We start from the raw sequence: 25,583 nt of genomic DNA on the forward strand, positions 1-25,583 counted from the left end.
ACCTAGTTGGGCGGGGTGGCTGCGTCCGCTGCGGTGTTATCCATTGCTGCTTTGTCCATTTCATGGAAGACCTGCTGCGCGGTTTTGAATGCGGTGTTGGCGGAGGGAACTCCGCAGTAAATGGCGGTCTGCAGCAGGATTTCCTTGATTTCGTCCCTGCTCAGGCCGTTGGTGATGGCGGCGCGGATGTGCATCGCCAGTTCTTCCCAGTGCCCGTGGGCCACCATGGCGGTGATGGTGACGGCCGAGCGCATCTGCCGCGTCAGGCCCGGGCGGGTCCAGATGCCGCCCCAGGCGATGCGGGTGATCATGTCCTGGAAGTCCTCGGTGAAGGAATCCTTGTTTGCGTTGGCCCGGTCCACATGCGCGGCGCCGAGCACTTCGCGGCGGACCACCATCCCGCCGTCGTAAATCTCCTGGCTGGTGGCGTCCGGCTGGACCACGCCATGACGTTCGGCGCCGGATGCTTCGGGGCCGGTCATTTGGCTGCTCCGCGGGTTTCGCTCCAGGCGATGAGGCCCTTGAGCAGTTCGGCAACGTGCGCGGGCGCTTCGGCCGGAGCGAGGTGCGCCACCCCCTCCAGCGTTACGGCACTTGCGGTGCCGCCGCCGGCTGTGATGCCCTTCGCCACTTCTTCGGCGAACGACGGCGGCGCGACAGCGTCCTCCGCACCTGCCACGGCCTGGGTGGGGACGCGGATGCTGCCGAGCTCCTCGCGGACGTCGAAGCCGGCCAGGGCTTCGCAGCAGAATGCGTAGCTGAAGCGGTCGGCGTCGCGCAGGGAGTGCAGCAGCCGGCTGCTGAGCTCGGGCTCGCGTTCCATGAATCCGGGCGCGAACCAACGTTGCGCGGAACCCTGGATCATCACCGGGGTGCCCTGGCTGCGAACGGCTTCGGCCCGCTCCAGCCAGCCTTCGGGAGTGCCCAGCTTGGCCCCGGAGCACTGCACGGAGAGGCTCTTAAGGCGTTCGCCGTGCTTGATGCCCAGCTGCAGTCCGGTGGCCCCGCCAAGGGACACTCCGGCGTAGTGGAACCTCTCGCCCGGGGCGATCGAATCAACCAGTTCGACGACGGCGTCAGCCAGTTCCGCGACGTCGAACGTTTCCGTCGCGGCCGGCGAGACGCCGTGGCCGGGCAGGTCCCAGGCGACGACGTCGAAGTCGTCCCCGAGCAGGGCGCCGGCCTGGGTCCACAGCACTGAGGACGTCCCCAGTGAAGGCCCCACCACCAGCAGGGGCTTGTCCCCCAGCGGGCGCTGGGGGGAGAGCAGTACAGCCTTGACTGTTGGTCTAGCCACGGGAAACTCCGTTCAGGTCTGTTTGGATGGGGGTATCTTCGGTTGGATCCGCCGGTGTCGGGCCGCTGCTTCCGGCAAACTCGGGGAAGGCGGCCAGGATGCGGCGGGAGATTTCGGTGGCCTGACCCAGGTAGCTGGCCGGGTCCAGGAGTTCTTCCAGCCGTTCGTCCGAAAGGGCACTGGCCGGTACAACGTCGCGCAGCAGGCGGCGGTAGGTTCCGGACTGCTCCGCGGCCGGAACCTCGAGCGTCCGGTCCACCACGGACTGGAGCTGCTGCTTGCCGGTCCGGCCGGCGGCACCAGCGTTCTGCTCTGCCGGCAGCGCATCGAGCAGCGGCGCCACGGCGGCGGACACTCCTTCGCTGAGCAGCAGCGGCCCGGACAGGTCCAGGTTGCGGCGCATGGCATCCGGGAAGACCCGCAGGCCTTCGGCGAGCTCCCTGAGCTGGCCGGCGGAGCCGAGTGCCAGGCGCAGCAGCTGCCGGAAGGCCGGCCATTCACTGTGCCACGCGCCGTCGGGCCGTTCGTCGTTGAAGTTGGCCGCCGCCAGATGCAGCTGCGCGGCCAGGTAGGGGGCCTGCAGCGCCGCGCTGCGGACCAGGACCGACAGCACGGGGTTCTGCTTCTGCGGCATGGCCGAGGAAACTCCGCGCCCGGCGGCCCGCGGTTCGGCGAGCTCAGCCACCTCCGGGCGGCTGAGGAACAGCACATCGGAGGCGATCTTGCCCAGTGCATCCGTCACGCCGGCCAGGGCGTCGCCCAGCGCGGTGACGGCCAGCCGGTTGGTGTGCCACGGTCCCGGCGTGGCCGCCAAGCCAAGGTGCGCCGCCAGGTTGCCCGAGAGGTCGAAGGGCGTGTCCACCGAATCCCTGGTCAGGACGGTTCCGGCGGCGAGTGTTCCCGCGGCGCCGCCGGTCTGCAGCGGCAGTTCGACGGCTTCAAGGCGGCGTGCGGCGGCAGCGAGCCCGTGGAACCACTGCGCCGCCTTCAGGCCGAAGGTGAACGGCAGGGAATGCTGCGTCAGGCTCCTGCCCACGCAGAGTGTGTCCGCATGGTGTTCCGCCAAGGAAGCCAGCGCCGTCGTGACCCCCTGCACTTCTGCCAGGAGGGCAGCAACGGCGTCGCGGGCAAGCAGCATCAGGGCCGAGTCCAGCACGTCCTGGCTGGTCAGCGAGGTGTGCACGGCACGCCCAGCACCCACGTGCTCCGTGTCCAGGGCATTGACCTCCGTCCGGAGGTCAGCCAGCAGCGGGATGACCGGGTTCGCGCCGCCCTGCGCGCGGACGGCAATGCCGGCCACGTCGTAGCGGTCGACGTCCGCGGCTGAAGCCACGACGGCGGCTGAGCCGGCCGGCGCGAGGCCGGCCTTCTCCAGCACCGAAGCCCAGCCGGACTCGACGGCGAGGATTGCCGCGAGCACCGCCCGGTCCCCTGTCAGCGCTGCCACGGCAGGCGACGCCGATACGGGGCTCAGGAGCCCGACGTCGCCGTCCATGCCGCCCGCGGCATATTCGCTGGTGGCGCTGGCTGAGCTGTCCGCGCTGGCTGCTCCGGAGGTGTTCACTGTGCGGCGCCCCCGGCAGCCGCTCCCTCGACAGATGCTCCCTCAAAGTCGAGGAACACGGTTTCGCCCTCGCCCTGCAGCCGGATGTCCCAGGTGAGTCCGCCGTCAGCATCACGGCGGGCGATCAGCGTGGAGCGGCGTTCCGGATCCAGGGAGGACAGCAGCGGGTCGGCCGCCAGCGCTTCGGCGTTCTCGGGCGGGTAGACGCGGGTGAAGAGGCGGTTCATCAGGCCGCGGGCAAACACGGCCACGGAGATGAACGCCGCCGCGCCGGGCTTGGTGGCACCGGGGTTCACCGTGGTGAAGGTGTACACGCCGCTGTTGCCCACGGAGCTCCGGCCGAAGCCGGTGAACGTGTAGCCGTCGCGGACCAGCGAGCCGGTCCGGTGCACGATGTTGCCTTCGGAATCCGGCTGCCAGATCTCCAGGATCGCGTCCGGGATGGGGTGGCCGGCGCCGTCGTACACGGTGCCCTGCAGGCGGATGGAGCCGGGCGATCCCGGGGCCAGCAGTTCGCGGTCCTTCTCGTACGGCAGGGCGTAGCCGTAGAAGGGGCCTACGGTCTGGCCGGGTGTGGGGGTCAGCTTGGTGGTTGAGCTCACGCTATTCCTCGTCTCCTTCTGCGCCGAATGCTTCGTTTTCGGTCCAGGTCCGCTTGGACCCCGTCAGGACAATGTCCCACTTGTAGCCCAGTGCCCATTCGGGCTGGGTGAGATCGTGGTCGTAGCTCGCCACCAGGCGGTTCCGGGCATCCTGGTCCACGATGGACTGGTAGATGGGGTCGAGCGGGAACAGCTGGTCACCGGGGAAGTACATCTGGGTAACGATGCGCTGGGTGAACTCCTGCCCGAACAGGGAGAAGTGGATGTGTGCCGGCCGCCAAGCGTTGAGGTGGTTCTTCCACGGGTAGGCGCCGGGCTTGATGGTGGTGAAGCTGTAGGAGCCGTCGGCCCCGGTGATGCAGCGGCCCACGCCCGTGAAGTTGGGGTCGAGCGGTGCCGGGTGCTGGTCCCGCTTGTGGATGTAGCGGCCGGAGGAGTTGGCCTGCCAGATCTCCACCAGCTGGCCGGCGACGGGCCGGCCGTCACCGTCGAGCACGCGGCCGGCGACGATGATGCGTTCGCCCTGGGGCTCACCGCTGTGCTGGATAGTCAGGTCCGATTCCAGTGCGTGCACGTCCTGGTGGCCGAAGGCAGGCGAGTACAGCTCGATGGTTTCCGGATCGGCGTGGTGCAGGCTCTTGGTGGGGTGGCGGAGAATGCTGCTGCGGTACGGCGCGTAGTCCAGCCGCGGCTGGATTTCCGGAGCCTTCCCGGTTTTCAGGGCTGCGGCGTACGCGTCCCCGATTGCCTTGATCTCCGCGCTGAGGTCCTGCTGGGTTTCCACGGCCTTGGGCTGGTTCTGGGGCGCGGCCTCCCACCCGGCCTGCGGGGCGGCTCCGGTTGCGGCTCCGGTTGCAGCCTGGGGTGCCACGTCCGACACGTCTTCGGTGATTGGATCGGCATTGAATGTTTCAAGGTTGATTTCTTCAGGCACGGCAGCCTCCTTTCGGTTGATGGTGTTGAGGGTTGGACTTAGGTTCAGGTGGTGCGTTTCAGCTGGTGCAGGTGGTCGTACTGGACGGCGTGCCGCACCGGGGCGTTGGGGGCGCCATAGCCGTCGTAACCGCCGCGGCGTTCCACCATTTCGAAGAACACGCTGCCAACGGTGGCGGTGTAGAAGTGCAGGAATTCGCCGTCGGCGTCGCGGTCGTACAGGAGGTTCAGCTCCCGGAGGGTGGCCAGGAACGCAGGGTCCAGGTCGAAGCGGGCCTCCAGGTCCTCGTAGTAGTTCGCGGGGATCTGCAGGAAGTCCAGGCCGCGGTCGCGGGCCTCGCGGGCGGTGGCCACGAGGTCGTCCACGGCAAAGGCGATGTGCTCCTGGTACGTCTTCCGGTGGGCGGTGCCGGTGTCCGCGCCGTCCTGCTGGATGACGGGAGCCAGGTTCAGCACCAGGCGCACGGCGCGGTCGGCGGTAAGCATCACCTGGGAGCGGACCAGGCCGCTGGGGCTGGGCACCTCCGCGAACGGCTGCGGCTCCAGGGCAAGGGCGCTGCTGTAGAACAGCACGGCTTCGTCAAAGTGCTGCCACGGCTGCGCGAGGTTCACGTGGTCAATCACGGCCCTGCGGGCGCCGGCAGGGACTTCGTGCCCTGCGCCGAACTCGTGGGTCCAGGCGGCGGTGCCGTCCGGGCTGCCCTGGCAGAGGAAGATCTCGGTGGAATCCGGTGCGGCGAAGCCCTGGAACACTTCCTCATTGGCCTGGCTCTTGCGGGGCACGGCGGGTGCCTTGAGCTGCTGGGCGCGGGCTGCGGCAATCACCGGCGAATCGACGTCGAAGCCGAGGGCGGCGATGGCGGGCGCGGAACCGGCAGGCACCCCGGCAAGTGCTGCCGCGTCCGGCCCGGCCGGATCCTGCTCGTTGATGATCACGCGTGCGTGGCCCATGGTCCACAGTTGCACGTCCTTGGTGCGGTGTCTGCCGTTGAATTCGAATCCCAGCTGGCCCAGCAGCTTCTCCAGGCCTGCAGTGTCCGCGGCCTTCACCTCGGCGAAGTTGAAGCCTGCCGGTTCGGCAACCTGCGGGAGGGTGGCCAGTTCCATCGGATAACGACGGCGGGCAGGGGCCGCAGGCCCGCTAACAACAGCGCCCGCGCCACCTGCACCCGCAGGGGCGTTGGCGTCCAGCCATTTGGCGCTCTGTTCCTCGAGCCAGATCAGCGACCGCATGGCGTCCACGGCGGTGCGTTCGACGTCGGACTGGCGGAAGACGTCGTTGAAGACCTCCAGCGAAACCGGCCCGGCGTACCCGGCGCGGACCACGTGGCCCATGAATTTGGCGAGCTCGAACTGGCCCTCGCCCGGGAAGACCCGGTAGTGCCGGCTCCAGGACAGAACATCCATGGAGAGCTTGGGGGCGTCGGCCACCTGGACGAAGAAGATCTTGTCCGCGTTGAAGGACTCGATGGGCGCGGTGTCCCAGTCGCGGGACAGGATATGGAAGGAGTCGAGGCAGGTGCCGAGGTTCGGGTGGTCCACGGTTTCCACCAAACGGTGGGCGTGCTCGTAGTCGTTGACGTACTTGCCCCAGGCCAGTGCCTCGTAGGCCACCTTGACGCCGTGGTCACCGGCGAGACCGGCCAGCCGGGACAGCTGCTCGGCGCGCAGGGAGTCGTCGTCAACGGTGGCGGTACCCACGTTGGAGCAGACCAGGATGGTGTCCATGCCCAGGCGGGACATCAGCTTGAACTTGGCCTCGGCCCGGCGGAGATTGGCGGCGAGGAGGTCCTCGGGAACGCTGTCGAAGTCGCGGAACGGCTGGTAGAGGTCCAGGGTCAGGCCCAGGTCCGCGGCCATTTTCCGGACGTCCTCCGGGCTCAGGGACGACGTCACAAGGTCCTGCTCGAAAATTTCAATGCCGTCGAAGCCGGCGATGGCGCACGCCTGCATTTTTTCCTTCAGCGTCCCGGACAGGCACACCGTGGCGATCCCGGTACGCATCAGGCGGCCACCTCTTCCGCGGCCACGAGTTCCAGGAAGTGGGAGCGCATGCGGTCCGCGTCGGCTTCCAGGCCGGTGAAGATCCTGAAGGCGTCCGCCGCCTGGCCCACGGCCATGCGGCCGCCGTCCAGCACCTCGCAGCCCCTGGCGCGGGCTTCGCGGACCAGCTCGGTTTCGATCGGGCGGTAGACAATGTCCGCCACCCAGTGCCGGGATTCCAGTAGGGACAGGTCCAGCGGGACGCCGGGGTGCGCGGCCATGCCCACGGGGGTGCAGTGCACCAGACCGTCGGCAAAGGGCATCAGCTGCGGCAGCTCCGCCGTCGTCCGGGCCGTGACGGTGCTGTCCGGGAAGAACCCGGCCAGTTCGGCGGCGCGCGCGGCGCAGCGGGCAGCGTCCGTGTCCACGAGGTCCAGGTGGCGGACGCCCGCGGTGAGCAGGGCGTAGGCGACGGCGGAGCCGGCGCCGCCGGCACCCAGCTGGACCACTCGGTCAAGTTTTGCGCCGGGAAGGCCTGAGGCGAGGGCGGCCGCGAAGCCGGAGAAGTCGGTGTTGTGGCCGATGAAGCGGCCGTCCCGGATGGTGACGGTGTTGACGGCTCCGAGGCGGCGGGCGTCCGGCGAGATTTCATCGAGGTGGTCCAGGACCAGCTGCTTGCACGGGTGAGTGATGTTCAGTCCGTTGAAGCCGAGGCGGTGCGCGCTCTGCAGGAGCTCTCCCACGGAGGCGCCAGGCAGGCCCAGCTCCAGGAGGTCGATGGGGCGGTAGAGGTACCGCAGGCCCTGCACGTCGCCTTCGCGCTCGTGCATGTGGGGCGTGAGCGACGGCATGACGCCATCACCTACGAGGCCCACCAGAAAGGACTCTGCTCGATTGCTCATCCGTATAGCTCCTTTGACAACGGCATCCGGCTTGCCGGGGCGCCCTGGGCGCCGGCGGCTGCGTGCCGGGTGATATGGCTTACAGTACAGGAAATGTTCACATCTTGCACTGATGTTCTTATTGCGAACAAATAATGACGACGGCGGGCAGCGGCCGAGGCAGCACGGCTCATCGCTGCGGCAGCCTGGCGGAGAGTTCGGCGGCGGCCTCCTGGAGTGCCGGGACAAGCGCCACCAGGTTCTCCAGGCTGAGCCGGAAGACCGGAACCGCCGTGGCCAGGGAAGCAAACGCGAAGCCCTGGGCATTGAAGACAGGCACCGCAACGGCGCGCATGCCCAGCTCGTTTTCCTCATCCATGACGGCATAGCCCTGGCGGCGGACCTGCTCGATCTCGGCCCGGAAGGCCCCCCGGTCTGTGATCGAGAATTCCGTGAGCGGCTCCAGCTCCAGCTCCTCCACGAGGCGCTGGCGTTCGGCATCCTCGGCAAAGGCCACGAGCGCCTTGCCCACGGACGTGGTGTGGAGGGCGCCGAGGTGCCCCGGATCGCTGGTGACGCGGAACGTCTGGGGGCCGTCCACCTTGTTGACGGTGAGGTGGTGGTGCCCGTCGCGCACGGAGAGGATGGTGGCCTCCCCGGTCTTCTCGGTGACGCGCCGGAGGATGGGCAGGGCGGTGCCGGCAAAGCCGTGGTGGTTGGATACGCGCTGGCCGAGCTGGAAGACGCGGAGCCCCAGGTGGTAGCGGCGGCCGTCGGGTTCATAGTCCACAAAACCGTCCCGCGTGAGCGAGCCCAGCAGCCTGTACGTGGTGCTGAACGGCAGTTCCGCGCGGCGCGACAGCTCTGCCGCGCTGGCGCCCCGGGGCTCATCGCCCAGCAGCACGAGCAGGCCCAGGGCCTTGCCCACCATGTCCGTCCGGGAGTCCTCCTTGGGAGCCTTGGGCGCCTTCGTTGCCTTCGTTGCGGCTACTGCATCTTCAGCCGCGGCCGGTTCTGTGTCTTGATTCACACTCATAACCCGATATTGCCACATCGTGAGAGCTATTTCTAGATGGTGATTATTTTTCTTGACAGGTGATAGTCCTCACAGTCATCATTGCTGTATCGCAAAAGCAGCTCCCACCATGTGGCTACTACCCCGGGGTCTTCACAAGGACCTCCAGCCGCCGCCAGCTGAGCCTCCATTGGGCCTCCAGCTGGGTCTCCAGAAATGAAGGGCGGCAGCTGCGAACATCCTGATCCATCCGCGACAATGTCGTCACACAAAGGAACACCATGAGCCAGACACTCCCGTCCACGACGCCGGGCACCGTTGCACCGGCCGGGACCCCGAAGAAGGCGGCCCTCGCCAGCTTCCTGGGAAGCGCCGTCGAGTACTACGACTTCTTCATCTTCGGTTCCGCCGCCGCGCTGATCTTCCCGCACGTGTTTTTCCCCAATGCTGATGCCAACGCCGCCATCATGTCCTTCGCCACGTTCGGTTTCGCCTATGTGGCACGCCCGGTCGGCGCCGTCATCCTCGGCCACTTCGGCGACCGCGTGGGCCGGCAGAAGGTCCTCATGTTCACCCTGGTGCTGATGGGCGCGTCAACCTTCGTCATCGGCTGCCTCCCCGACTTCAATACGGTGGGCTGGTGGGCTCCCGCCCTGCTGGTGCTGGCACGCCTCTGCCAGGGCCTCTCCGCTGCGGGCGAGCAGGCCGGCGCCTCCTCCATGACCCTGGAACACGCCCCGGACAACCGGCGCTCCTTCTTCACCTCCTGGACCCTCACCGGCACCCAGGGCGGCCAGATCCTCGCGGCCCTCGTCTTTATCCCCGTGCTCGCCCTCCCTGACGAGGTCAAGTACGGCATCGGCTGGCGCATCCCGTTCTGGCTCAGCGCCGTGGTTGTCCTGGTGGCGTTCTTCATCCGCCGCACGCTGCACGAGCCGCCGGCATTCGCCGAAGCCCAGAAGTCCGCTGCAATCTCCAAGCTGCCGGTGGCCGATCTGCTGAAGCACCACTGGCGCGACGTCCTCCGCGTGGTCGCCTGCGCCTTCATCGCCGCCGTGTCCACAGTGTTCGGAACCCTCGCCATCAGCTACGCCAAGACCGTCGCAGGGGTGGACGGCACCACCACCCTGTGGCTGGTGGTCGGCGCCAACTTCGTGGCCCTCGGCACCCAGCCCCTGTTCGGCATGCTGTCAGACAGGATCGGCCGCAAACCTGTCTTCATCTACGGTGCAGTGGCCAGCGCGGTCCTGACTCCGGTGTTCCTGCTGAGCCTCGAATCCGGCAGTGTTCCGCTGATGTTCCTCGCGGCCATCGGGTTCTTCTCCTTCGGTTACGCCGCCTCCAACGCCGTCTGGCCGTCCTTCTACGCCGAGATGTTCAGCACCAAGGTCCGGTTCTCCGGCCTGGCGATCGGCACCCAGCTGGGCTTCCTGATGGCCGGCTTCGCCCCGGCGATCGTGGCGGCGATGGGCGGCATCAAGCCCGGCGGCTGGGTCCAGATCAGCATCTTCACTGCCGTCATCTGCGGTGTCGCCGCAGTATCGGCCCTCACTGCCAAGGAATCCTTCAAGACCCCCACCCGGGAGCTCGGCCTGAAGTAGCCGCTGCCCGGTAAAAGTACGACGGCGGCCCGTCCCCTCTTGGGGGCGGGCCGCCCGGGTTTAAGTACGCGGGTCAGGTTGCAGGTTTTCCTGTGGCCAGCACTTCGGCGAGGTCGAAGCTGACCGGCTCTTCCAGCTGCCCGTAGGTGCAGGATTCCGGGTCCCGGTCCGGCCGCCAGCGGACGAACTGGGCGGTGTGGCGGAACCGGTCGCCTTCCATGTGGTCGTACTTCACTTCCAGCACGCGCTCGGGGCGGAGCGGGGTGAAGGACAGGTCCTTGCCCGCGCTCCAGCGGCTGCCCTCGGCATTCCGCGGTGTCCGTTTGCCTTCCTCCTGCTTGGCCCAGGCCCAAGGGTGGTTGTCGAAGTCCGTCACCAGCGGCTGGAGTTCTTCAAACAGTTCCTTGCGGCGCTGCATCGGGAAGGCGCCCACCACCCCCACACTGGCCAGCCCGCCGTCGCCGTCGTAAAGCCCCAGCAGCAGGGACCCGACCCGGTCCGGTCCGCTGGTGTGCACGCGGTAACCGGCCAGGACGCAGTCCGCCGTGCGTTCATGCTTGAACTTGAGCATCACGCGTTTGTCCGGCTGGTAGGTGCCGTCCAGGGATTTGGCCACGATCCCGTCGAGGCCCGCTCCCTCGAACTGGCGGAACCACTTCTCGGCGGTGCCGTTGTCCCGTGTGGTGGCGGTCAGGTGGATGGGCGCCGCGCTGCCGGCGAGGGCCCGTTCCAGCATGCTCCGCCGCTCGGAGAACGGCCGCCCGGTGAGGTCCTCGTCGTCGAGGGCCAGCAGGTCGAACGCCACGAAGCTTGCGGGTGTCTGGGCTGCCAGCAGCTTCACCCGGCTGGCCGCAGGGTGGATCCGCTGCTGGAGCGCGTCGAAGTCCAGCCGGTCACCGGAACCGCCCACCAGGACAATCTCGCCGTCCAGCACGCATCGCGGCGGCAGGTTTGCCTTCAGGGACTCCACGAGCTCGGGGAAGTAGCGGGTCATGGGCTTGCCGTTGCGGCTGCCGATCTCCACCTCGTCGCCGTCCCGGAAGATGATGGACCGGAAGCCGTCCCACTTGGGTTCAAAGCTCCACTTCGGGCCGGAGTCCGGCGGGTCGGGCAGGGCGCTGACGGCTTTGGCGAGCATCGGCGCAATCGGGGGCATCACCGGCAGTTGCATACCGCCCATTCTTGCCCGGCGGTCAACTTCGCACCACCCCCGGAAGGGAATGGCCCCGAACGGCCCTGCTGAGCCAACCCGGCTGGCCTCCCGCCTACAGGGCCTTGACCGCGCCGAGCACCTTCGTCAGCGAGTCCTTGGCGTCGCCGAACAGCAGCGTGGTCTGCGGCTCGTAGAGCAGTTCGTTCTCGATGCCTGCGAAGCCTGGCCGCATGGAGCGCTTCAGGAACACCACCTGCCGGGCGTCGGCCACTTCCAGGATGGGCATCCCGAAGATGGGCGACCCCGAGGACGTCTTCGCGGCGGGATTGACCACGTCGTTGGCGCCCACCACGAGTGCGACGTCGGCGGTCTTGAATTCCGAGTTGATCTCGGTCATTTCCTTGAGTTCCTCGTACGGCACGTTGGCTTCCGCGAGGAGCACGTTCATGTGCCCGGGCATGCGGCCGGCCACGGGGTGGATGGCGAAGTCCACCTGGATGCCGCGGAGCTGCAGGGCCTTGGCCAGTTCCGCGGCGGTGTGCTGGCCCTGTGCCACGGCCAGGCCGTAGCCGGGAACGATGATCACCCGCTGTGCGTAGCCCAGCAGCACGGCGACGTCCTCCGCGCTGGAGGAGCGCACCGGCCGCTCACTGACCGCGGTGGAGCCCGCCGTCGAACCTCCCCTGAAGGCGCCGAACAGGATTCCCGCCACGCTGCGGCCCATGGCGGCAGCCATGGCACGGGTCAGGATGGTACCGGAGGCGCCCACCAGGGTGCCGGCCACCAGCAGCAGCACGTTGCCCAGCACCAGGCCTGACGCCGCAACCGCCAGGCCGGTGAAGGCGTTCAGCAGCGAAATGACGATCGGCACGTCCGCGCCGCCCACCGGAAGCACCAGGAGGACACCGGCGGCGAGGCCCAGCACCAGCAGCGCCAGGGCCAGCGGCAGCGAACCGGTCAGCACAACGGCGACCGCGGCACCCACCGCGGCCAGCAGCACCGCCGCCATGATCACGGGCAGCCCGCGGAAAACCACCGGCCGGGTGGTCATGAGTTCCTGCAGCTTTGCGAACGTGATGGCGGAGCCCGCGAACGACACCGCGCCCACGAGCAACGTGAACGCAATCGCCAGGCGGACCCAGGCGTCCCCCGTGTGCGCCAGTTCAAGCAGCGCTACCAGTGCGGCGGCACCGCCGCCCACGCCGTTGAAAGCCGCCACGAGCTGCGGCATCTGGGTCATTTTGACCCGTCGGGCCACGGGGGCGGCCACGGCCGAACCCACGGCGATCGCGCCCAGGATCCAGGGAATGTTGTCCAGTCGCGCCGACAGGAACACCGTGACGACGCCAAGCGCGGCGCCGGCGGCGCCAACGAGGTTGCCGCGTCGTGCGGTGCGCGGCGAGTTGAGGCCCATCAGGGCAAGGATGAAGAGCGCGGCGGCCACGAGGTAGAGCAGCCCCGTCCAGGTCGGATCAAGGAAGCTCATTGCGGACCCTCCCGGTCCCTGCGGCCGCGGAACATCTCCAGCATGCGGTCAGTCACCACGAATCCGCCCACCAGGTTCGCGGTGGCCAGCACGACGGCGAGCAGCGCCACGGCGAGGACCCACGGGTCCGCAGCCTGGCCGGCCACGATGATGGCACCCACCAGGATGATGCCGTGGATGGCGTTGGCGCCGGACATGAGCGGCGTGTGCAGGGTGCTGGACACTTTCGAGACCACTTCAAAGCCCACAAAGACCGCCAGCACGGTAATCGTGACCAGGCTGATGCCGTCCATCAGACCACCCCCTCGTTTTCGGACTCGCGGTTCCCGGGTTCATCGGACAGCGCGAGGGCCTCCGCCGTCGGCGCGTGGCGCACCTCGCCGTCGTGCGTCAGGCACGTGCCGGCCACCACCTCGTCGCTGAAGTCCAGGGCCAGGGTTCCGTCCCGGACCATCAGGGCGAGCAGGTTGGCCACGTTCTTGGCGTAGAGCCGGGAGGCGTCCGCGGGCATGGCCGAGGCCGCGTCCTTCATCCCCACCAGGGTGACGGTGCCCTGGCCGTCGGCGGTATCCACCAGGATGTCCTGGCCGGGAACTGATCCCTCCACGTTTCCGCCGGACTCCGCGGCCAGGTCCACCACCACCGAGCCGGGCCGCATGCCCTGCACCATCTCACGGCTGACGAGCAGCGGGGCGCGCCGCCCGGGGACGGCCGCCGTCGTGATCAGTACGTCGGCCTGGGCCACGTGCGGCGCCAGGAGCCGGCGCTGCAGGGCACCTCGGTCCGCGCTGAGCTCCCGCGCGTAACCGCCCGAGGCTTCCGCCGTCTCCAGGTCGAGCTTGATGAAGGTTCCCCCCATCGAGGTGACTTCGTCCGCCGAGGCCGGCCGGATGTCGTTCGCGGAAACCCGGGCGCCCAGCCGTTTTGCCGTGCCGATGGCCTGAAGGCCCGCCACGCCGACGCCGAGGACCAGCACGCGGGCCGGCGGGATGGTCCCGGCGGCCGTCATGAACAGCGGGAAGAACCGGGGCAGGCGCATGGCCGCTTCCAGCACACAGCGGTAACCCGCCACGAGGGCCTGCGAGGACAGGGCGTCCATCGACTGTGCCCGGGAAATCCGCGGCACCAGTTCCAGCGCGAAAGAAGTCACCCCGGCGGCGGCCAGCGCCTGCACGGTGGGCAGTTCGGTCGACGGCGACGCAAGGCCGGCGGTGATGGCCCCGCGGCGCAAAGCCGCCGCCGTCGCCGGTTCCAGCGGCCGCACGTGGGCGAGGGCGTCGAGTGATCCCGGATCCAGCTCGGGGACGATCCGCGCGCCTGCCCGGACGTACGAGTCGTCACTGTGGCCTGCCGCGGTTCCGGCCCGGGATTCGACCAGGACCTCGAGCCCGAGGCCGATCAGTTGCTGCACCGTCTCCGGCGTCGCGGCCACCCGCCGCTCGCCATCGCGGCGTTCCCGCACTATGCCTAACTTCACCCGCCACTCCCTTTCCAGCGTCATCGCTGTCCCGGGCCATCGCTGTCCCGAGTCGGTACTGGCTAGAGTCTATGCAGAAAGATCCGGCTCCGCCGGAGTGCCGCGGCACGATCCCCCGCACAAGCCGGTTCCGGGCGTGGATAGTTTCAAGCCGCCCCCCAGTTTTCCTCGACACTCCCCCACGCCGACGGTAGACATTAACGATGGCTACTATCGGTTTTCACGCATCGCATGAACAGATCAGCCCTGGCCAACTGCTCCACGACGTCCAACTGGCGGAGCAGGCAGGCTTCGACGCGGCCATGTGTTCGGACCACATCGAGCCCTGGTCCGCCCGGCAGGGCCATTCCGGCTTCGCTTGGTCCTGGCTGGGCGCGGCACTGGCCACTACGTCCCTCCGCTTCGGCGTGGTCACGGCTCCCGGCCAGCGCTACCACCCGGCCATCATCGCGCACGCCTCGGCCACCCTGGCGGACATGTTTCCAGGCAGGTTCTGGATGGCGCCGGGCAGCGGGGAGAACATGAATGAGCACATCACGGGCGACGCGTGGCCGGCCAAGGAGACCCGCCAGCAGCGCCTGGAGGAGTGCGTTGACGTCATCCGCCGCCTGCACAACGGCGAGGAGGTGACCCACCACGGCCTGGTCACCGTTGAACAGGCCCGCATCTGGGACGTTCCGGAGACCAAGCCGCCGCTGATCGCACCGGCGATCAGCGTGGAGACCGCCCGGCGCGCCGCGACATGGGCAGACGGGCTGGTCACGGTAAACCAGCCGCACGCGAAGCTGACGGAAATGCTCGCCGCCTACCGGGACAACGGCGGCCGGGGCAAGGCAGTGCTCCAGATCCACCTGTCCTGGGCGCCGCGGGAGCAGGATGCGATTTCCATTGCCATGGACCAGTGGCGCTCCAACGTCTTCGCCCCGCCCATCCCCTGGGACCTGCCCACCGCCGCCCACTTTGACGGCGTCAGCACCGACGTCGGCGAGGACCAGGTGCGCAAGGCAGTCAACATCTCGTCCAGCTTCGAGCAGCACGCCATCTGGCTCCAGGAATACGCGGAGCTGGGCTTCGACGAACTGTACCTGCACTTCGTGGGGCAGGAGCAGAAGCCTTTCATCGGGGCGTTCGCTGAACACGTTCTCCCCCGGCTGCGGGAGAAGTCTTCCCGCGAGGTGACAGCGTGAGGATTGCGGAGACCTCCGACCTGTGGTGGAAGAACGCTGTGATCTACTGCCTGGATCCGGAAACCTTTTTCGACGACGACGGCGACGGCACCGGGGACTTCGGCGGCCTGATCCAGCGCGTGGATTACCTGGCGGCCCTGGGTGTCACGTGCATCTGGCTCATGCCGTTCTACCCGTCACCGGACCGGGACGACGGCTACGACGTGACCGACATGTACGGCGTCGATCCCAGGCTCGGCACCCTGGGCGACGTGGTGGAGTTCATCAGGACGGCCAAGGACCGGGGAATGCGCGTCATCGCGGACTTCGTCATCAACCACACCTCGGACAGGCACCCCTGGTTCAAGGAATCCCGGAAGTCGGTGGACAACCCCTACCGCGATTACTACGTCTGGCGGAAGGACACTCCCCCGGACACCTCGGAACAGGTGGTGTTCCCCGGTGAGGAAACATCCATCTGGACCCAGGACAAGGCCACCGGCGAGTGGTACCTGCACATGTTCGCCAAGCACCAGCCGGACCTGAATGTCGCCAACCCGAAGGTCCGGGACGAGATCGCCAAGTCCATGGGATTCTGGCTCCAGATGGGGCTGGACGGCTTCCGGCTGGATGCCGTGCCGTTCTTCCTGGAGCTGCAGGGCGTGTCCAGGAAGGATGCGGGAAAGATCGACCCGCACGACTATCTGGCAGCGCTGCGCAGCTTCATCAACAGGCGGAACGGCAGCGCCATCCTGCTGGGCGAGGTCAACCTGCCGTACAAGGACCAGCTGAAGTACTTCGGCGGGCCGGACGGAAACGAACTCAATATGCAGTTCGACTTCCTCTCAATGCAGAACATCTACCTCTCGCTGGCCAGGGAGGATGCGCGGCCGCTGGCCAAGACCCTGGCCGGCAGGCCGGCCATCCACCCGGACAACCAGTGGGCCATGTTCGTCCGCAACCACGATGAGCTGACGCTGGACAAGCTCAGCGACGAGGAACGGGCGGAAGTCTTTGCCGCCTTCGGCCCGGACCCGGACATGCAGATGTACGGACGGGGGCTCCGGCGCCGCCTGCCCCCGATGCTCGACGGCGATCCCGCCCGGATCCGCATGGTGTATTCGCTGATGTTCTCCCTCCCCGGAACCCCGGTCCTTTTCTACGGCGAGGAAATCGGGATGGGAGAGGACCTGCGGGCCAAGGGCCGCTCCGCCGTACGCTCCCCGATGCAGTGGAATGACACGGAAACCGGCGGATTCTCCACGGCGCCGGCGGACCAGCTGGTGGCCCAGGTGGTCGACGGCTACTTCGGGCCGAAGAACATCAACGCCGCCCGGGCCAAACGTGACCCGGACTCGCTGTGGAATTTCATCGCCGCGCTCATCCGAAGCTACCGGGAAAGTCCCGAGCTCAGCTGGGGCGACTTCGAACTCATCAAGCAGCCCAATCCGGGCGTGCTCCTGCACAGCTGCACCCGCGCCGGTTCAACTCTGGTCCTGGCCCACAACATGGCCGCACAGCCGGCCTCCGTCACCGCACGGGTTTCGTCGCCGGAAGATCCGGAGGAGACGTTCGGCGCAGCCATCCTGCTGGACCTGCTCGACGGCGAAAACATCGCGTTGGCGGACGACGGCGGATTCGAGCTGGAGCTGGAACGCTACGGTTACCGCTGGTTCCGGATCCAGCGGCCAACGGACCGCCGGATCTGACACCCGACAGCCGGCTCTGGCCAGCCTGCTGAGCGGCGGTTTCTTTGACGGCTGCAAACCCCGGGCAGCCTCCGCGCACTTATTTCAAACCATTTAATAAGAGCTATTGAAAAGTGCGGGTTGTCCGAATAGTTTGGATTCCAGCCCGGTTCCCCAGCCCGGGACGCTAGTGGAATCACACCCAACTTCACCTCACCCTTGGAGAACCGATGATGCTTCGCCCGAGACTCAAGGCTGCCCTGGCAGCCCTGGTCATCGCTGCCACGAGCCACATAGGCGCCGGCGCCGCGACTGCCGGCGACATGCCGGCGCCAGCGCCTTCCCCCACATCCGAACCCACGTACTTGTTTGCCTTCGGCGCCAACACGGCAGGGCAAACCACCCTCCCCGCCGCTTACAAGAACGACCCCGTCGTGCAGCTGGCGGCGGGCAACGCCCACACAGTTGCCCTGACGCAGCCCGGCCGGCTCCTCGCCTGGGGCTCCAACACCGCCGGGCAGACCACGCTCCCGGACACCGGCAAGACACGATTCAAGGCCGTTGCCGCCGGCGCCACCCATTCCCTCGCCCTGTCCGACGACGGCCGCGTGGCCGCCTGGGGCGGCAACTCCGCCGGACAGGCAACCGTTCCCGCCGGCGCCCAGGCCGGCGTCCAGGGAATCTCCGCCGGCGGCAGCAATTCCCTCGCCCGCAAAACCGACGGGACCCTTGTCGCGTGGGGAGACAACGCCTTTGCCCAGAACCACGTCCCCCCTGAACTGGCGGGCAAGCAGGTCAAACAGACCGCAACCGGCGCCGGTTTCAACCTGGCCCTCACCTCGGACGGCAAAGTCACGGCCTGGGGCCGGAGCGATTTCGGGCAGCTCGAGCTTCCGGAGGCCGTGAAAACCGCCACCATCGGTGCGATCTCCGCAGGCGTGAAGCATTCGCTCGCCCTCAGCGCCGACGGCAAGGTCCTGGCCTGGGGCGACAACACGTACGGCCAGCTCAACGTGCCGGCGGAACTCGGTTCCGAGAAAGTCACGGCGATTGCGGCCGGCGGCTTCCACAGCCTGGCGGCCACGGCGTCCGGCAAGGTCTTCGCCTGGGGCGAGAACAATGCGGGCCAAAGCACGCTCCCCGCCGGCCTGGGCACCAAGGTGGTGGCGCTGGCTGCCGGCGAGGCGCACAGCGTGTTGTTCACCCGGCCCGACGACGGCGGCGCTGCCGCCGCTCCGATGTCCGGCCCGGCAGCAGCCCTTCCGCCGCAGCTGACCGCGGCTTCGTTCCTGTCAACGGCTGCCTCCGGGGCAGCCCTGCCCGCCGCCGGAGTCCTCGGGCTGGCACTGCTCGGGGTGGCACTGCTCGGAGTGGCACTGCTCGGGGCAGCCGGCTTCGCCGCCTTCCGCTCCTCGCGCCTGCGCGGCACAGCAGCCTGGATCCCGAGCCGGGCCGGTGCCCGGCGCGCAGCAGGAGCAACACTGGCTGCCGCCGTCGGCGCTTCCCTCCTGCTCCCGGTAGCCCCCGCGGTGGCGGCCGAAGAGGCTCCGGCGGGATTCCCGGAACCGACCCTCGCGCAGCTGGTCGCCACCAACGGCGTGCTCTATTTCGCCAACAGCGGCGCAGCAGTGACGGAGACCGTGGCCGATGGGGACACGCAGGGCATCTTCCAGTCCCGCTCAGACCAGCCGCTGGGAACTGACGCGAAGACCGGCGGCAGCTGGGGCTACGTCTCCGACGCGTTTTCCAACCCGAAGGCCAATACCAACAGCAGCACGGGAAAGTACGACTCCATCCTGTACGACGCCCCGCCTGCCGGTTCCGTGCTGGACCAGCGCGCGGTGAAGTACAACTTCGACCTGCCCAACGGCAGCTACGACGTCACGTTCGGCTTCAAGCTGCCCGGCGGCTGGGGCGGCCGAACGATGGACCTCATAGCCGAAGGCGCAATCGTGGGAACCGCCGCCGCAAGCAACACCGCGCTGGAAAAGACGGTCACAGTGCAGGTTACGGACGGCACCCTGAACCTGCAGGCCCACAGCCAGGCAGGCCGCACCAACACCTTCCATGACCCGGCCCTCAACTTCGTCCTGGTCCGCAAACCCCTGGACTACACCACGGAACTGCTCGCCGAAAAGATCCGCCAGGCCAGCCTGAGCCCCGAACAGGCGTCCCTGTACGCGGCCGACAGCGTTGATGCACTCAAGCAGAAGACCGCTGCGGCGCAGTCGCTGGTGGACGCTGCGTCCACGGATGCGGCCGCCGTCAAGGCGTCCTACGAGGCGATCGACGCCGCCACCAAAGGCCTGCGCAAACTGGTCAACTACGATTCCTTCCGGCCGGGGCAGCCCTGGCTGGACAACAACGCCAAGGCCATCCAGGCCCATGGCGGCCACGTCATCCCGACCAAGGACGCCAACGGCAGGACCGTCTACTACTGGTACGGCGAAGACCGGTCCAACGGCTACCAGCCCATGCCCGGAGTGCACGCCTACTCCTCCTACGACCTCTACAACTGGAAGGACGAAGGGCTGGCCCTGAAGGCCCTGACTTCCCGCGCGCAGTTGGACAATGACCCGTACTTCACGGCCCTGTACGCCGACTACACGGAGCACGAGAAGGACGCCGTGTTCCGCGATCTGGACAGCAACGGCTCCGGCAACTCCGAAGGCCGGGCAGTGGTCCTGGAACGCCCCAAGGTCATCTACAACAAGGCCACCAGCAAGTGGGTCCTGTGGGTCCACGCCGACGGGCCATCCGCCACCTCCAACGCGCAGTATGCCAAGGCCCAGGCCGGCGTCGCGGTGTCCGACTCTCCGTTCGGGCCGTTCCGCTACGTGGACAGCTACCGCCTGGACCAGATCCCTGCGGACGATCCGGACAACCAGCACCCGTCCCAGCTGGGCATGGCCCGGGACATGAACCTCTTCCAGGATGACGACGCAGCCCAGACCGGGTACATCGTCTACTCAAGCGAGGAGAACCGCACCATGTACGTTTCGCGGCTCAACGCCAGCTACATGTACCTGAATGTGCCGCCGTCGCGGTCCGTGAACGGGGTGGACTTCAGCCGCAGCTTCCAGGGCCAGCAGCGTGAGGCCCCTGCCATGTTCAAGTACGACGGCACGTACTACATGATCACGTCCGGAGCCACGGGCTGGACAGCCAATCCGGCCCGCTACGCCACGGCGGCGTCCCCCATCGGGCCCTGGACGCAGCACGGCAACCCGGCCGCGGGTCCGAACGCCAACACCACGTTCTCCTCGCAGAGCACCGCCGTCATCCCGGTGGACGCGGCCGCCGGAAAGTTCATCTACATGGGCGACCGCTGGACGCCGTCGGACCTTGCCAATGCACCCCAGGTGTGGCTGCCCATGACGTTCGACGCCAACGGCGGACTCACCTTCGACTGGCACGACACCTGGAAGCTGTCCGACCTCGAGAACCGCGGAAAATTCAGCGTCCAGATGGACGTCCCGCGGCAGGTGGCACTCGGGGCCGGCCCCGCGGCGCTGCCCGCCACCGCCGCCATCACCCAGAACGGAACAACGACGACGACGGCAGTCACTTGGAGCGGCGCGGCGTTCAGCACGCCGGGCACAGCCACTGTCACGGCGACCTTCGCCTCCAACGGCAGGAGCACCAACTACAGTGTCCTGGTGGTGCCGGCCGGCACGGTCTACCTGGCCGATCCCGGCGGCGCCGACACCGCTGACTACGCCGAACTGCGGGACGCCGTGTCCGCCCTCGGCCCGCTGTCCAACTCGGTGAAGGACCAGCCGCTGGGCGCCGATCCGGCCACGGGCAAGTGGTGGGGCTATGACAACCCCGGCACCGCCACGACGTCGGGAAATTCGATGTTCTCCACCCTGCGCTACGTCACCAGGACGGCCACCCGAAAGGACCTGTCCTACGTGTTCGGAGCGCTGGATCCCGGCCAGTACACGGTGTACGTGGGCCTCTTTGACCCGTGGGCCTCGTCGGCACCGACGCGTGCGGCCAGGATCAGCATCAACGGCACGGTGGTGTCCGCCAGCCAGCGGATCGGCGGAACGGACACCACGGTGACCTATGCCGGCCAGTCCCCGGACGCGGCGGGAAAGCTCAACGTCAATCTGGCGCCGACCACCGCCAACGACGTCCAGTTGAGCTGGATCATGGTGGTCAAGAACTGAACCAGGAGCGGCCGCCCGTCAGTCCTTCTGGAGGACTGACGGGCGGACGTCCGACGACTACGAACATGGCTGGCATGAGGCGCGGCAGGACGAATTCTCGATGGTGGTCGACCACAGCTGAACCTCAAGGAGAGACGGAAGCCGAAGGTGTCGTTCGCTCGACGTAGATTAGGACCGGTTCACCAGCCTTCACATCAACGCTCTTTCCGGGGGTAGGCAGGGTCCCTTGGATCTTCCACCCTTGAAGGCCCGCGCTGATGTCCACTTCTTTTCCGCTGCCATAACCGCTACCGGGGCCAAGGGACTCCAGCACACGGTACTTTAGGCCCCGTTCTTCCAGAAGCCTGACTCCGCCTTCGCCATCCAGGTCTCCCCACAGGCCAGGAACGTATCCGGGGTCCATTGTGAAGGATGTGGGTGTCGGAGCGGCCGTAGTGGATGATGATCCACCGGTCCGTAAAGTCTCATGCGGGGCAGGATTTTCATACGAGCAGCTGCACAGGCTAAATCCAAGAGCCAGGAAAGCTACATAGGACGTCGGCGTGCGCACTTGTTGACGACCTCCGCTCGTGATGGTGCCATCGCTTGTGATTCACAAGTTACGCCCTTCACAACAACGAGTACATGCGTGTGTATTGGGATCGTCGGCCCCTTGGGCTTCCGCTTCCCTTCCGCAGGCCGGGCTGACCGCGAAGCCTACTTCCCGATGGCCGCGTGGTAGGCGTACGCGGCGTTGCTCCAGACCACGAAGAGCAGCGGCGCCGGTGCCAGCGCGACGCCCATCACGGGCTGGAGGACAGCAGCTGAAACGATGATGCCCAGCAGGACCAGCATGGCCAGGCTCAGGTACCAGCGCTGGACGGCCAGATACAGGGATGCCTTGAGGATGCTTTTCAGCGTCGCCTCCGGCAGGAGTACGACGCCGGCGATCGCCGTCACGGTAAGGCTGACCGTGACGGCGGCCGCTACGACGATCAGAGGCACGAGGACCGCCGCGGCCGGCATGGCCTGGACAACCGCCAGGTCCACGCCGAGGAAAACAAGGGCACCCAGCGCTGCCAATCCAAGGGGTGCGGCCCGCCGGAAACTGCGCTGGTATCCCCGGAGGAAGGCGGCAACCGGCTTGACCGCGCCGCCGTCGTCGTTCAGTGCACGGAAGGCGGCGAAGATGCCGGCGAGCGACGGCGCCACCGTGACCGAGAGCGCCAGGAAGAACGGCCAGGCGGCTGCGGGGTCGGCCACGAGGGCGAGGCAAAGCACCAACGGTGTGTTGGCCATGGCCAGCAGGACGTTCCCGGCCAGGAACGTGTAGATGAACCCGAAGATGCTTCCGAAGGTTTCGAATCCCGGCCCGGAAAAACGTCCGGTCCGGCTCCGCCGGAGCGGCTTCTGCCCTGCCAAGGAGGTCACCCCTTCATCCCGCTCGTGGCGATGCCCTGGATGAAGTAGCGCTGGCCGATCAGGAAGATGATGAGGATCGGGATCACGGAGATCACGGAGCCGGTCATGATCATGGCGTACTCGGCATCGAACTGGCCCACGAAGGAGCGCAGGCCCAGCTGGACGGTCCAGAGGCGGTTGCTGGTGAGGTAGATGAACGGACCCATGTAGTCGTTCCACGTGTTGACGAAGGTCAGCAGCGCCAGGCTGGCGAGGGCCGGCTTGGACAGGGGCAGGATCACCCGGGCCCAGATGCCGTATTCGCTGAGTCCGTCGATGCGTGCGGCCTCGCATAGTTCATCGGGAATGGTCATGTAGTACTGGCGCATCAGGAACACACCGAAGGCGCCGAACGCCTGCAGCAGGATGAGCGAGTTGAAGCTGTTGGTCAGTCCCAGCTGCTGCATCATGATGTACTGCGGCACCATGTAGGCCTGCCACGGCACGGCGATGGTGCCGATGTAGCAGAGGAAGAGCACGTCGCGGCCCGGGAAGCGGACCTTGGAGAATCCGTAGGCCGCGAGGGACCCGGTGAGGACCTGCAGGCAGGTGATGATCACCGCGAGGTACAGCGAGTTCTGCAGGTAGCCCATCATCGGTATGCGGGTCCAGATATCCGTGTAGTTGCTCCAGACGAACTCGGCCGGGATCCACTGGATGGGGACCGTGAGGACCTGGTTGTTCTCCTTCAGGGAGGAGGAGAGCATCCAGATGAACGGCACCAGGAGCGCCAGGACCAGCACCGCCAGGACGCCGTAGATGATGACGTTGGCGGTCCGCTTCTTCTGTTCGCGCGTGGAGCGCTTGCGCTGGGTACGACGGCGGTCTTCCGGAGTCTGTGCCGGGCCGGGCCCGATGAACGGCGCCCCGGCCCTGAGCTCATCGGCTTTGAGGTCTTCGGCCATGTGGGTCATCAGCGTTCCCTCCGCTGTTGGATCTTGAACTGCAGGACGGTGACCGTCAGGACGATAAGGAACAGGACCAGCGAAATGGCCGATGAGTAGCCGAATTTCCCTTCCCCGATGCCCTCCTGGTAGATCAGCTGTGACAGCACCGTGGTGGAACGTCCGGGTCCGCCGTTGGTCATGACCACGATCAGGTCGAACACCTTGAAGCTGGACACCGTCAGCATGACCACCACGAAGAAGGTGGTGGGCCGCAACGACGGAATGGTGACGTTCCAGAAGCGCTGCCAGGCGCTGGCGCCGTCAACTTCGGCGGCCTCATAAAGCTCGGCGGGGATGGCTTGCAGGCCGGCCAGATACAGGACCATGTAGTAGCCCATGTCGCGCCACACGCTGGTGATGATGACGGCGGGCAGGGCCCAGTCGGAGCTGGAGGTCCAGCCGGGTGCCTCTGCGATGCCGATCCCGTGCAGGAACTGGTTGATGGGGCCGCTGTCCGGGCTGAACAGCATGTTCCAGACCACCGCGACCGCTACCAGTGAGGTGATGTACGGGAAGAAGATGGCCACCCGGAAGAAGCCGATGCCCTTGAGCTTGCGGTTCAGCAGCATGGCCAGGATAAGTGCCAGCGCCATGGTCAGCGGCACGTGGCCCAGGGCGTAGACCACGGTGTTGCGCAGGGCCACCCAGAACGAGTCGCTGGCGATCATGCGTTGGAAGTTGGCCAGGCCCACCCAGCGGGGAGCACTGAACGAGGTCCATTCCATGAAGGAGAGGGCGAAAGCGGCCAGGACGGGGATGAGCGTGAAGGCCAGGAAGCCCAGGAAGTTCGGAAGGATGAACGTCCAGCCGATCAGCGTGTTGCGCCTGGCCTGCTTCCTGTTGCCGCGGCTGTGCACGGGGGCAGGAGCCTGGGTGATTGTTTCTGTAGTCATGATTACTTCAGGACTTCGTCCTTGACGCGCTTGCCCATTTCAGTGATGCCGTCGGCAACCGAGCGTTCGCCCACCATGACCAGGTCATGCTCCTGGTTGAGGATCTTGTCCGTGGCAGCGGACTTGTCGCTGACCGGCATTTCAAGGGCGGTCTCGTCCGGGGCGAAGGCTTTCTTGGAGAGCTCGTCGGTGGGCAGCCCGTCCAGCTTGAAGTACTCCGCCGTGACGGACTCGTTCTGCAGGGCCGGCACAACGCCGATCTTGGAGATGGCCTTGGCGCCTTGCTCGCCGGCCGCCCACTCGATGAACTTCTTGGCCTCATCCGTGTGTGCGGCGTTCCTGTTCACTGCGAACGCGGTGGGAGACCCGAACGTGGTGACCTTGCCGTCGGAGTCCTTCTGCGGCAGCGGCGCCAGGCCCCAGTTGACGTTGGTCTTGCCGTCCTTCTTGGCCTGCAGGATGCCGGCGATGTACCAGGTGCCCATGGGCATCATGGCAGCCTGCCCGGTCTCGAACATGGTGCGGTAGCTGGTCTTCTGGCTCTTCGCCGTACCGAAGTCCAGGGTGGCGCCGCTATTCTGCAGGTCCAGGGCAGTGTTGTACTGCTCCTCAAGGAAGCCGTAGTCTCCGCTGACCTGGTCCCCGCCGTTCTGCGCTGCCGCGATGGCCTGGACCACCGAACGCCAGATGTGGTGATAGGTGCCATACACCTTCTTGCCGTCAGCAGTGGTGGTCAGCTTGTTGGCGATCTCCGAGTACTTCTCCCAGGTCAGGTCCTTCGGGTCCTCAAGTCCGGCAGCCTTGAACATGTCCTTGTTGTAGTACAGCAGCCAGAAGTCCTGCCGGTACGGTGCGGCGAAGTACTTGCCGTCGATGTCGAACGCGTCCAGGCCCGCGAGTTTGTCCTTGCCCACCGTGTCTACCACGCTGTTGATCTCCTGCAGCTGGCCGTTGCTGGCATAGCGGGAGTAATCGATCACGTTTTTCATGGTGAGCACGTCGGTGGTGTCGCCGCCGGCAAGCATGGTGGTGACCTTCTGCGGGTAGTCGTCTGCCAGGATGTCGACCGGTTCGATGTCGATGTTGGGGTTGGCAGCTTCGTAGCCGTCGAAGAGGGCTTTGAACTCCGGGGTGCCCTCGTAGTTCCAGACCGAGACGGTCAGCCGGGTCTTGCCTTCGGCGGCCTGGGGTTCGGCGGGACCGGCGCAGCCGGTAAGGCCAAGCCCTGCAGTCACCGCCAGGGCGATCGCGGCGAGGGTTGTGCGCTTCATTGCGTTCTCCT

At 67.0% G+C, this 25,583-nt stretch carries 20 protein-coding genes; 4 read left to right on the plus strand and 16 right to left on the minus strand.

The genetic code is table 11. The features are described 5' to 3' along the window. Window positions 1–2 precede the first annotated feature (2 nt). The 8 genes from pcaC to J7I79_RS17195 form a co-directional block, all read right to left on the minus strand. A complete protein-coding gene (gene pcaC, locus J7I79_RS17160) occupies window positions 3–482 on the minus strand; it encodes a 4-carboxymuconolactone decarboxylase (RefSeq protein ID WP_214955242.1) in 480 nt (159 codons plus the stop codon). Next, entirely contained in the window at window positions 479–1,297 is an 819-nt protein-coding gene (locus J7I79_RS17165) for an alpha/beta fold hydrolase (RefSeq protein WP_214955244.1), read from the minus strand. Before J7I79_RS17165 ends, pcaC begins: the two co-directional genes overlap by 4 nt. Then, a complete protein-coding gene (locus tag J7I79_RS17170) occupies window positions 1,290–2,792 on the minus strand; it encodes a lyase family protein (RefSeq protein WP_214955314.1) in 1,503 nt (500 codons plus the stop codon). Before J7I79_RS17170 ends, J7I79_RS17165 begins: the two co-directional genes overlap by 8 nt. Window positions 2,793–2,857: 65 nt before the next feature. Continuing rightward, on the minus strand, window positions 2,858–3,463 hold the full coding sequence (gene pcaG / locus J7I79_RS17175) for a protocatechuate 3,4-dioxygenase subunit alpha (protein ID WP_214955246.1): 606 nt from the start codon (window positions 3,461–3,463) through the stop codon (window positions 2,858–2,860). Window position 3,464: 1 nt separating this feature from the next. Next, window positions 3,465–4,397: a protocatechuate 3,4-dioxygenase subunit beta gene (gene pcaH / locus J7I79_RS17180; protein ID WP_214955248.1), complete on the minus strand. Its 933-nt coding sequence runs from the start codon at window positions 4,395–4,397 to the stop codon at window positions 3,465–3,467. Window positions 4,398–4,441: 44 nt separating this feature from the next. Beyond that, entirely contained in the window at window positions 4,442–6,400 is a 1,959-nt protein-coding gene (locus J7I79_RS17185; protein ID WP_214955250.1) for a bifunctional sugar phosphate isomerase/epimerase/4-hydroxyphenylpyruvate dioxygenase family protein, read from the minus strand. After that, complete coding sequence (locus J7I79_RS17190) at window positions 6,400–7,281, minus strand: shikimate dehydrogenase (RefSeq protein ID WP_214955252.1); 882 nt, start codon at window positions 7,279–7,281, stop codon at window positions 6,400–6,402. Before J7I79_RS17190 ends, J7I79_RS17185 begins: the two co-directional genes overlap by 1 nt. Before the next feature lie 169 nt (window positions 7,282–7,450). After that, the gene (locus J7I79_RS17195; protein ID WP_214955254.1) at window positions 7,451–8,296 is read right to left on the minus strand and encodes an IclR family transcriptional regulator; all 846 of its coding nucleotides are present in this window, start codon (window positions 8,294–8,296) and stop codon (window positions 7,451–7,453) included. Between the two features lie 260 nt (window positions 8,297–8,556). Here J7I79_RS17195 and J7I79_RS17200 point away from each other — a divergent pair, with 260 nt between their 5' ends. Beyond that, the gene (locus J7I79_RS17200; protein ID WP_214955256.1) at window positions 8,557–9,876 is read left to right on the plus strand and encodes an MFS transporter; all 1,320 of its coding nucleotides are present in this window, start codon (window positions 8,557–8,559) and stop codon (window positions 9,874–9,876) included. A 73-nt stretch (window positions 9,877–9,949) separates the two neighbouring features. On the opposite strand, the gene J7I79_RS17205 is transcribed toward J7I79_RS17200, so the two are convergent. The 4 genes from J7I79_RS17205 to J7I79_RS17220 form a co-directional block, all read right to left on the minus strand. Continuing rightward, window positions 9,950–11,047, minus strand: a complete 1,098-nt coding sequence (locus J7I79_RS17205; protein WP_214955258.1) for an ATP-dependent DNA ligase — start codon at window positions 11,045–11,047, stop codon at window positions 9,950–9,952. A gap of 94 nt (window positions 11,048–11,141) precedes the next feature. Beyond that, a complete protein-coding gene (locus J7I79_RS17210) occupies window positions 11,142–12,515 on the minus strand; it encodes an NAD(P)(+) transhydrogenase (Re/Si-specific) subunit beta (RefSeq protein WP_214955260.1) in 1,374 nt (457 codons plus the stop codon). Next, entirely contained in the window at window positions 12,512–12,808 is a 297-nt protein-coding gene (locus tag J7I79_RS17215) for an NAD(P) transhydrogenase subunit alpha (RefSeq protein WP_214955262.1), read from the minus strand. Before J7I79_RS17215 ends, J7I79_RS17210 begins: the two co-directional genes overlap by 4 nt. Then, window positions 12,808–13,992 carry a Re/Si-specific NAD(P)(+) transhydrogenase subunit alpha gene (locus J7I79_RS17220; protein ID WP_214955264.1) on the minus strand — a complete coding sequence of 395 codons (1,185 nt, stop codon included), beginning with the start codon at window positions 13,990–13,992 and terminating at the stop codon, window positions 12,808–12,810. Before J7I79_RS17220 ends, J7I79_RS17215 begins: the two co-directional genes overlap by 1 nt. 203 nt (window positions 13,993–14,195) lie before the next feature. Between J7I79_RS17220 and J7I79_RS17225 the strand changes: the two genes are divergently transcribed. The 3 genes from J7I79_RS17225 (at window position 14,196) to J7I79_RS17235 (ending at window position 21,021) form a co-directional block, all read left to right on the plus strand. Beyond that, window positions 14,196–15,179, plus strand: a complete 984-nt coding sequence (locus J7I79_RS17225) for a TIGR03885 family FMN-dependent LLM class oxidoreductase (protein ID WP_214955266.1) — start codon at window positions 14,196–14,198, stop codon at window positions 15,177–15,179. Then, window positions 15,176–16,867: an alpha-amylase family protein gene (locus J7I79_RS17230; protein WP_214955267.1), complete on the plus strand. Its 1,692-nt coding sequence runs from the start codon at window positions 15,176–15,178 to the stop codon at window positions 16,865–16,867. The genes J7I79_RS17225 and J7I79_RS17230 overlap by 4 nt, the downstream gene beginning before the upstream one ends. 209 nt (window positions 16,868–17,076) lie before the next feature. Next, the gene (locus J7I79_RS17235; RefSeq protein ID WP_214955269.1) at window positions 17,077–21,021 is read left to right on the plus strand and encodes a family 43 glycosylhydrolase; all 3,945 of its coding nucleotides are present in this window, start codon (window positions 17,077–17,079) and stop codon (window positions 21,019–21,021) included. Window positions 21,022–21,717: 696 nt separating this feature from the next. On the opposite strand, the gene J7I79_RS17240 is transcribed toward J7I79_RS17235, so the two are convergent. The 4 genes from J7I79_RS17240 to J7I79_RS17255 are packed head-to-tail and all read right to left on the minus strand — an operon-like array spanning window position 21,718 to window position 25,572. Then, complete coding sequence (locus J7I79_RS17240) at window positions 21,718–22,422, minus strand: hypothetical protein (RefSeq protein WP_251042930.1); 705 nt, start codon at window positions 22,420–22,422, stop codon at window positions 21,718–21,720. Window positions 22,423–22,427: 5 nt separating this feature from the next. After that, the gene (locus J7I79_RS17245; protein ID WP_214955271.1) at window positions 22,428–23,375 is read right to left on the minus strand and encodes a carbohydrate ABC transporter permease; all 948 of its coding nucleotides are present in this window, start codon (window positions 23,373–23,375) and stop codon (window positions 22,428–22,430) included. Continuing rightward, window positions 23,375–24,301, minus strand: coding sequence for a carbohydrate ABC transporter permease (locus tag J7I79_RS17250; protein WP_214955279.1), 927 nt, complete (start codon window positions 24,299–24,301; stop codon window positions 23,375–23,377). The genes J7I79_RS17245 and J7I79_RS17250 overlap by 1 nt, the downstream gene beginning before the upstream one ends. A 2-nt stretch (window positions 24,302–24,303) precedes the next feature. Beyond that, a complete protein-coding gene (locus J7I79_RS17255; protein ID WP_214955281.1) occupies window positions 24,304–25,572 on the minus strand; it encodes an ABC transporter substrate-binding protein in 1,269 nt (422 codons plus the stop codon). Between the last annotated feature and the right edge of the window lie 11 nt (window positions 25,573–25,583).

Origin of the sequence: Arthrobacter sp. ISL-69 (genome assembly GCF_018613775.1) — a bacterium.
Lineage (GTDB): Bacteria > Actinomycetota > Actinomycetes > Actinomycetales > Micrococcaceae > Arthrobacter.

Excerpts from the sequence above, each read along its gene's own strand:
- J7I79_RS17170 (WP_214955314.1), bottom strand. The coding sequence starts at position 2,792 with ATGGACGGCGACGTCGGGCTCCTGAGCCCCGTATCGGCGTCGCCTGCC.
- J7I79_RS17185 (WP_214955250.1), bottom strand. The coding sequence starts at position 6,400 with ATGCGTACCGGGATCGCCACGGTGTGCCTGTCCGGGACGCTGAAGGAA.
- J7I79_RS17235 (WP_214955269.1), top strand. The coding sequence starts at position 17,077 with ATGATGCTTCGCCCGAGACTCAAGGCTGCCCTGGCAGCCCTGGTCATC.
- J7I79_RS17195 (WP_214955254.1), bottom strand. The coding sequence starts at position 8,296 with ATGAGTGTGAATCAAGACACAGAACCGGCCGCGGCTGAAGATGCAGTA.
- J7I79_RS17210 (WP_214955260.1), bottom strand. The coding sequence starts at position 12,515 with ATGAGCTTCCTTGATCCGACCTGGACGGGGCTGCTCTACCTCGTGGCC.
- J7I79_RS17250 (WP_214955279.1), bottom strand. The coding sequence starts at position 24,301 with ATGACTACAGAAACAATCACCCAGGCTCCTGCCCCCGTGCACAGCCGC.
- J7I79_RS17215 (WP_214955262.1), bottom strand. The coding sequence starts at position 12,808 with ATGGACGGCATCAGCCTGGTCACGATTACCGTGCTGGCGGTCTTTGTG.
- pcaC (WP_214955242.1), bottom strand. The coding sequence starts at position 482 with ATGACCGGCCCCGAAGCATCCGGCGCCGAACGTCATGGCGTGGTCCAG.
- J7I79_RS17255 (WP_214955281.1), bottom strand. The coding sequence starts at position 25,572 with ATGAAGCGCACAACCCTCGCCGCGATCGCCCTGGCGGTGACTGCAGGG.
- J7I79_RS17190 (WP_214955252.1), bottom strand. The coding sequence starts at position 7,281 with ATGAGCAATCGAGCAGAGTCCTTTCTGGTGGGCCTCGTAGGTGATGGC.
- J7I79_RS17225 (WP_214955266.1), top strand. The coding sequence starts at position 14,196 with ATGGCTACTATCGGTTTTCACGCATCGCATGAACAGATCAGCCCTGGC.
- J7I79_RS17205 (WP_214955258.1), bottom strand. The coding sequence starts at position 11,047 with ATGCAACTGCCGGTGATGCCCCCGATTGCGCCGATGCTCGCCAAAGCC.
- J7I79_RS17200 (WP_214955256.1), top strand. The coding sequence starts at position 8,557 with ATGAGCCAGACACTCCCGTCCACGACGCCGGGCACCGTTGCACCGGCC.
- J7I79_RS17245 (WP_214955271.1), bottom strand. The coding sequence starts at position 23,375 with ATGACCCACATGGCCGAAGACCTCAAAGCCGATGAGCTCAGGGCCGGG.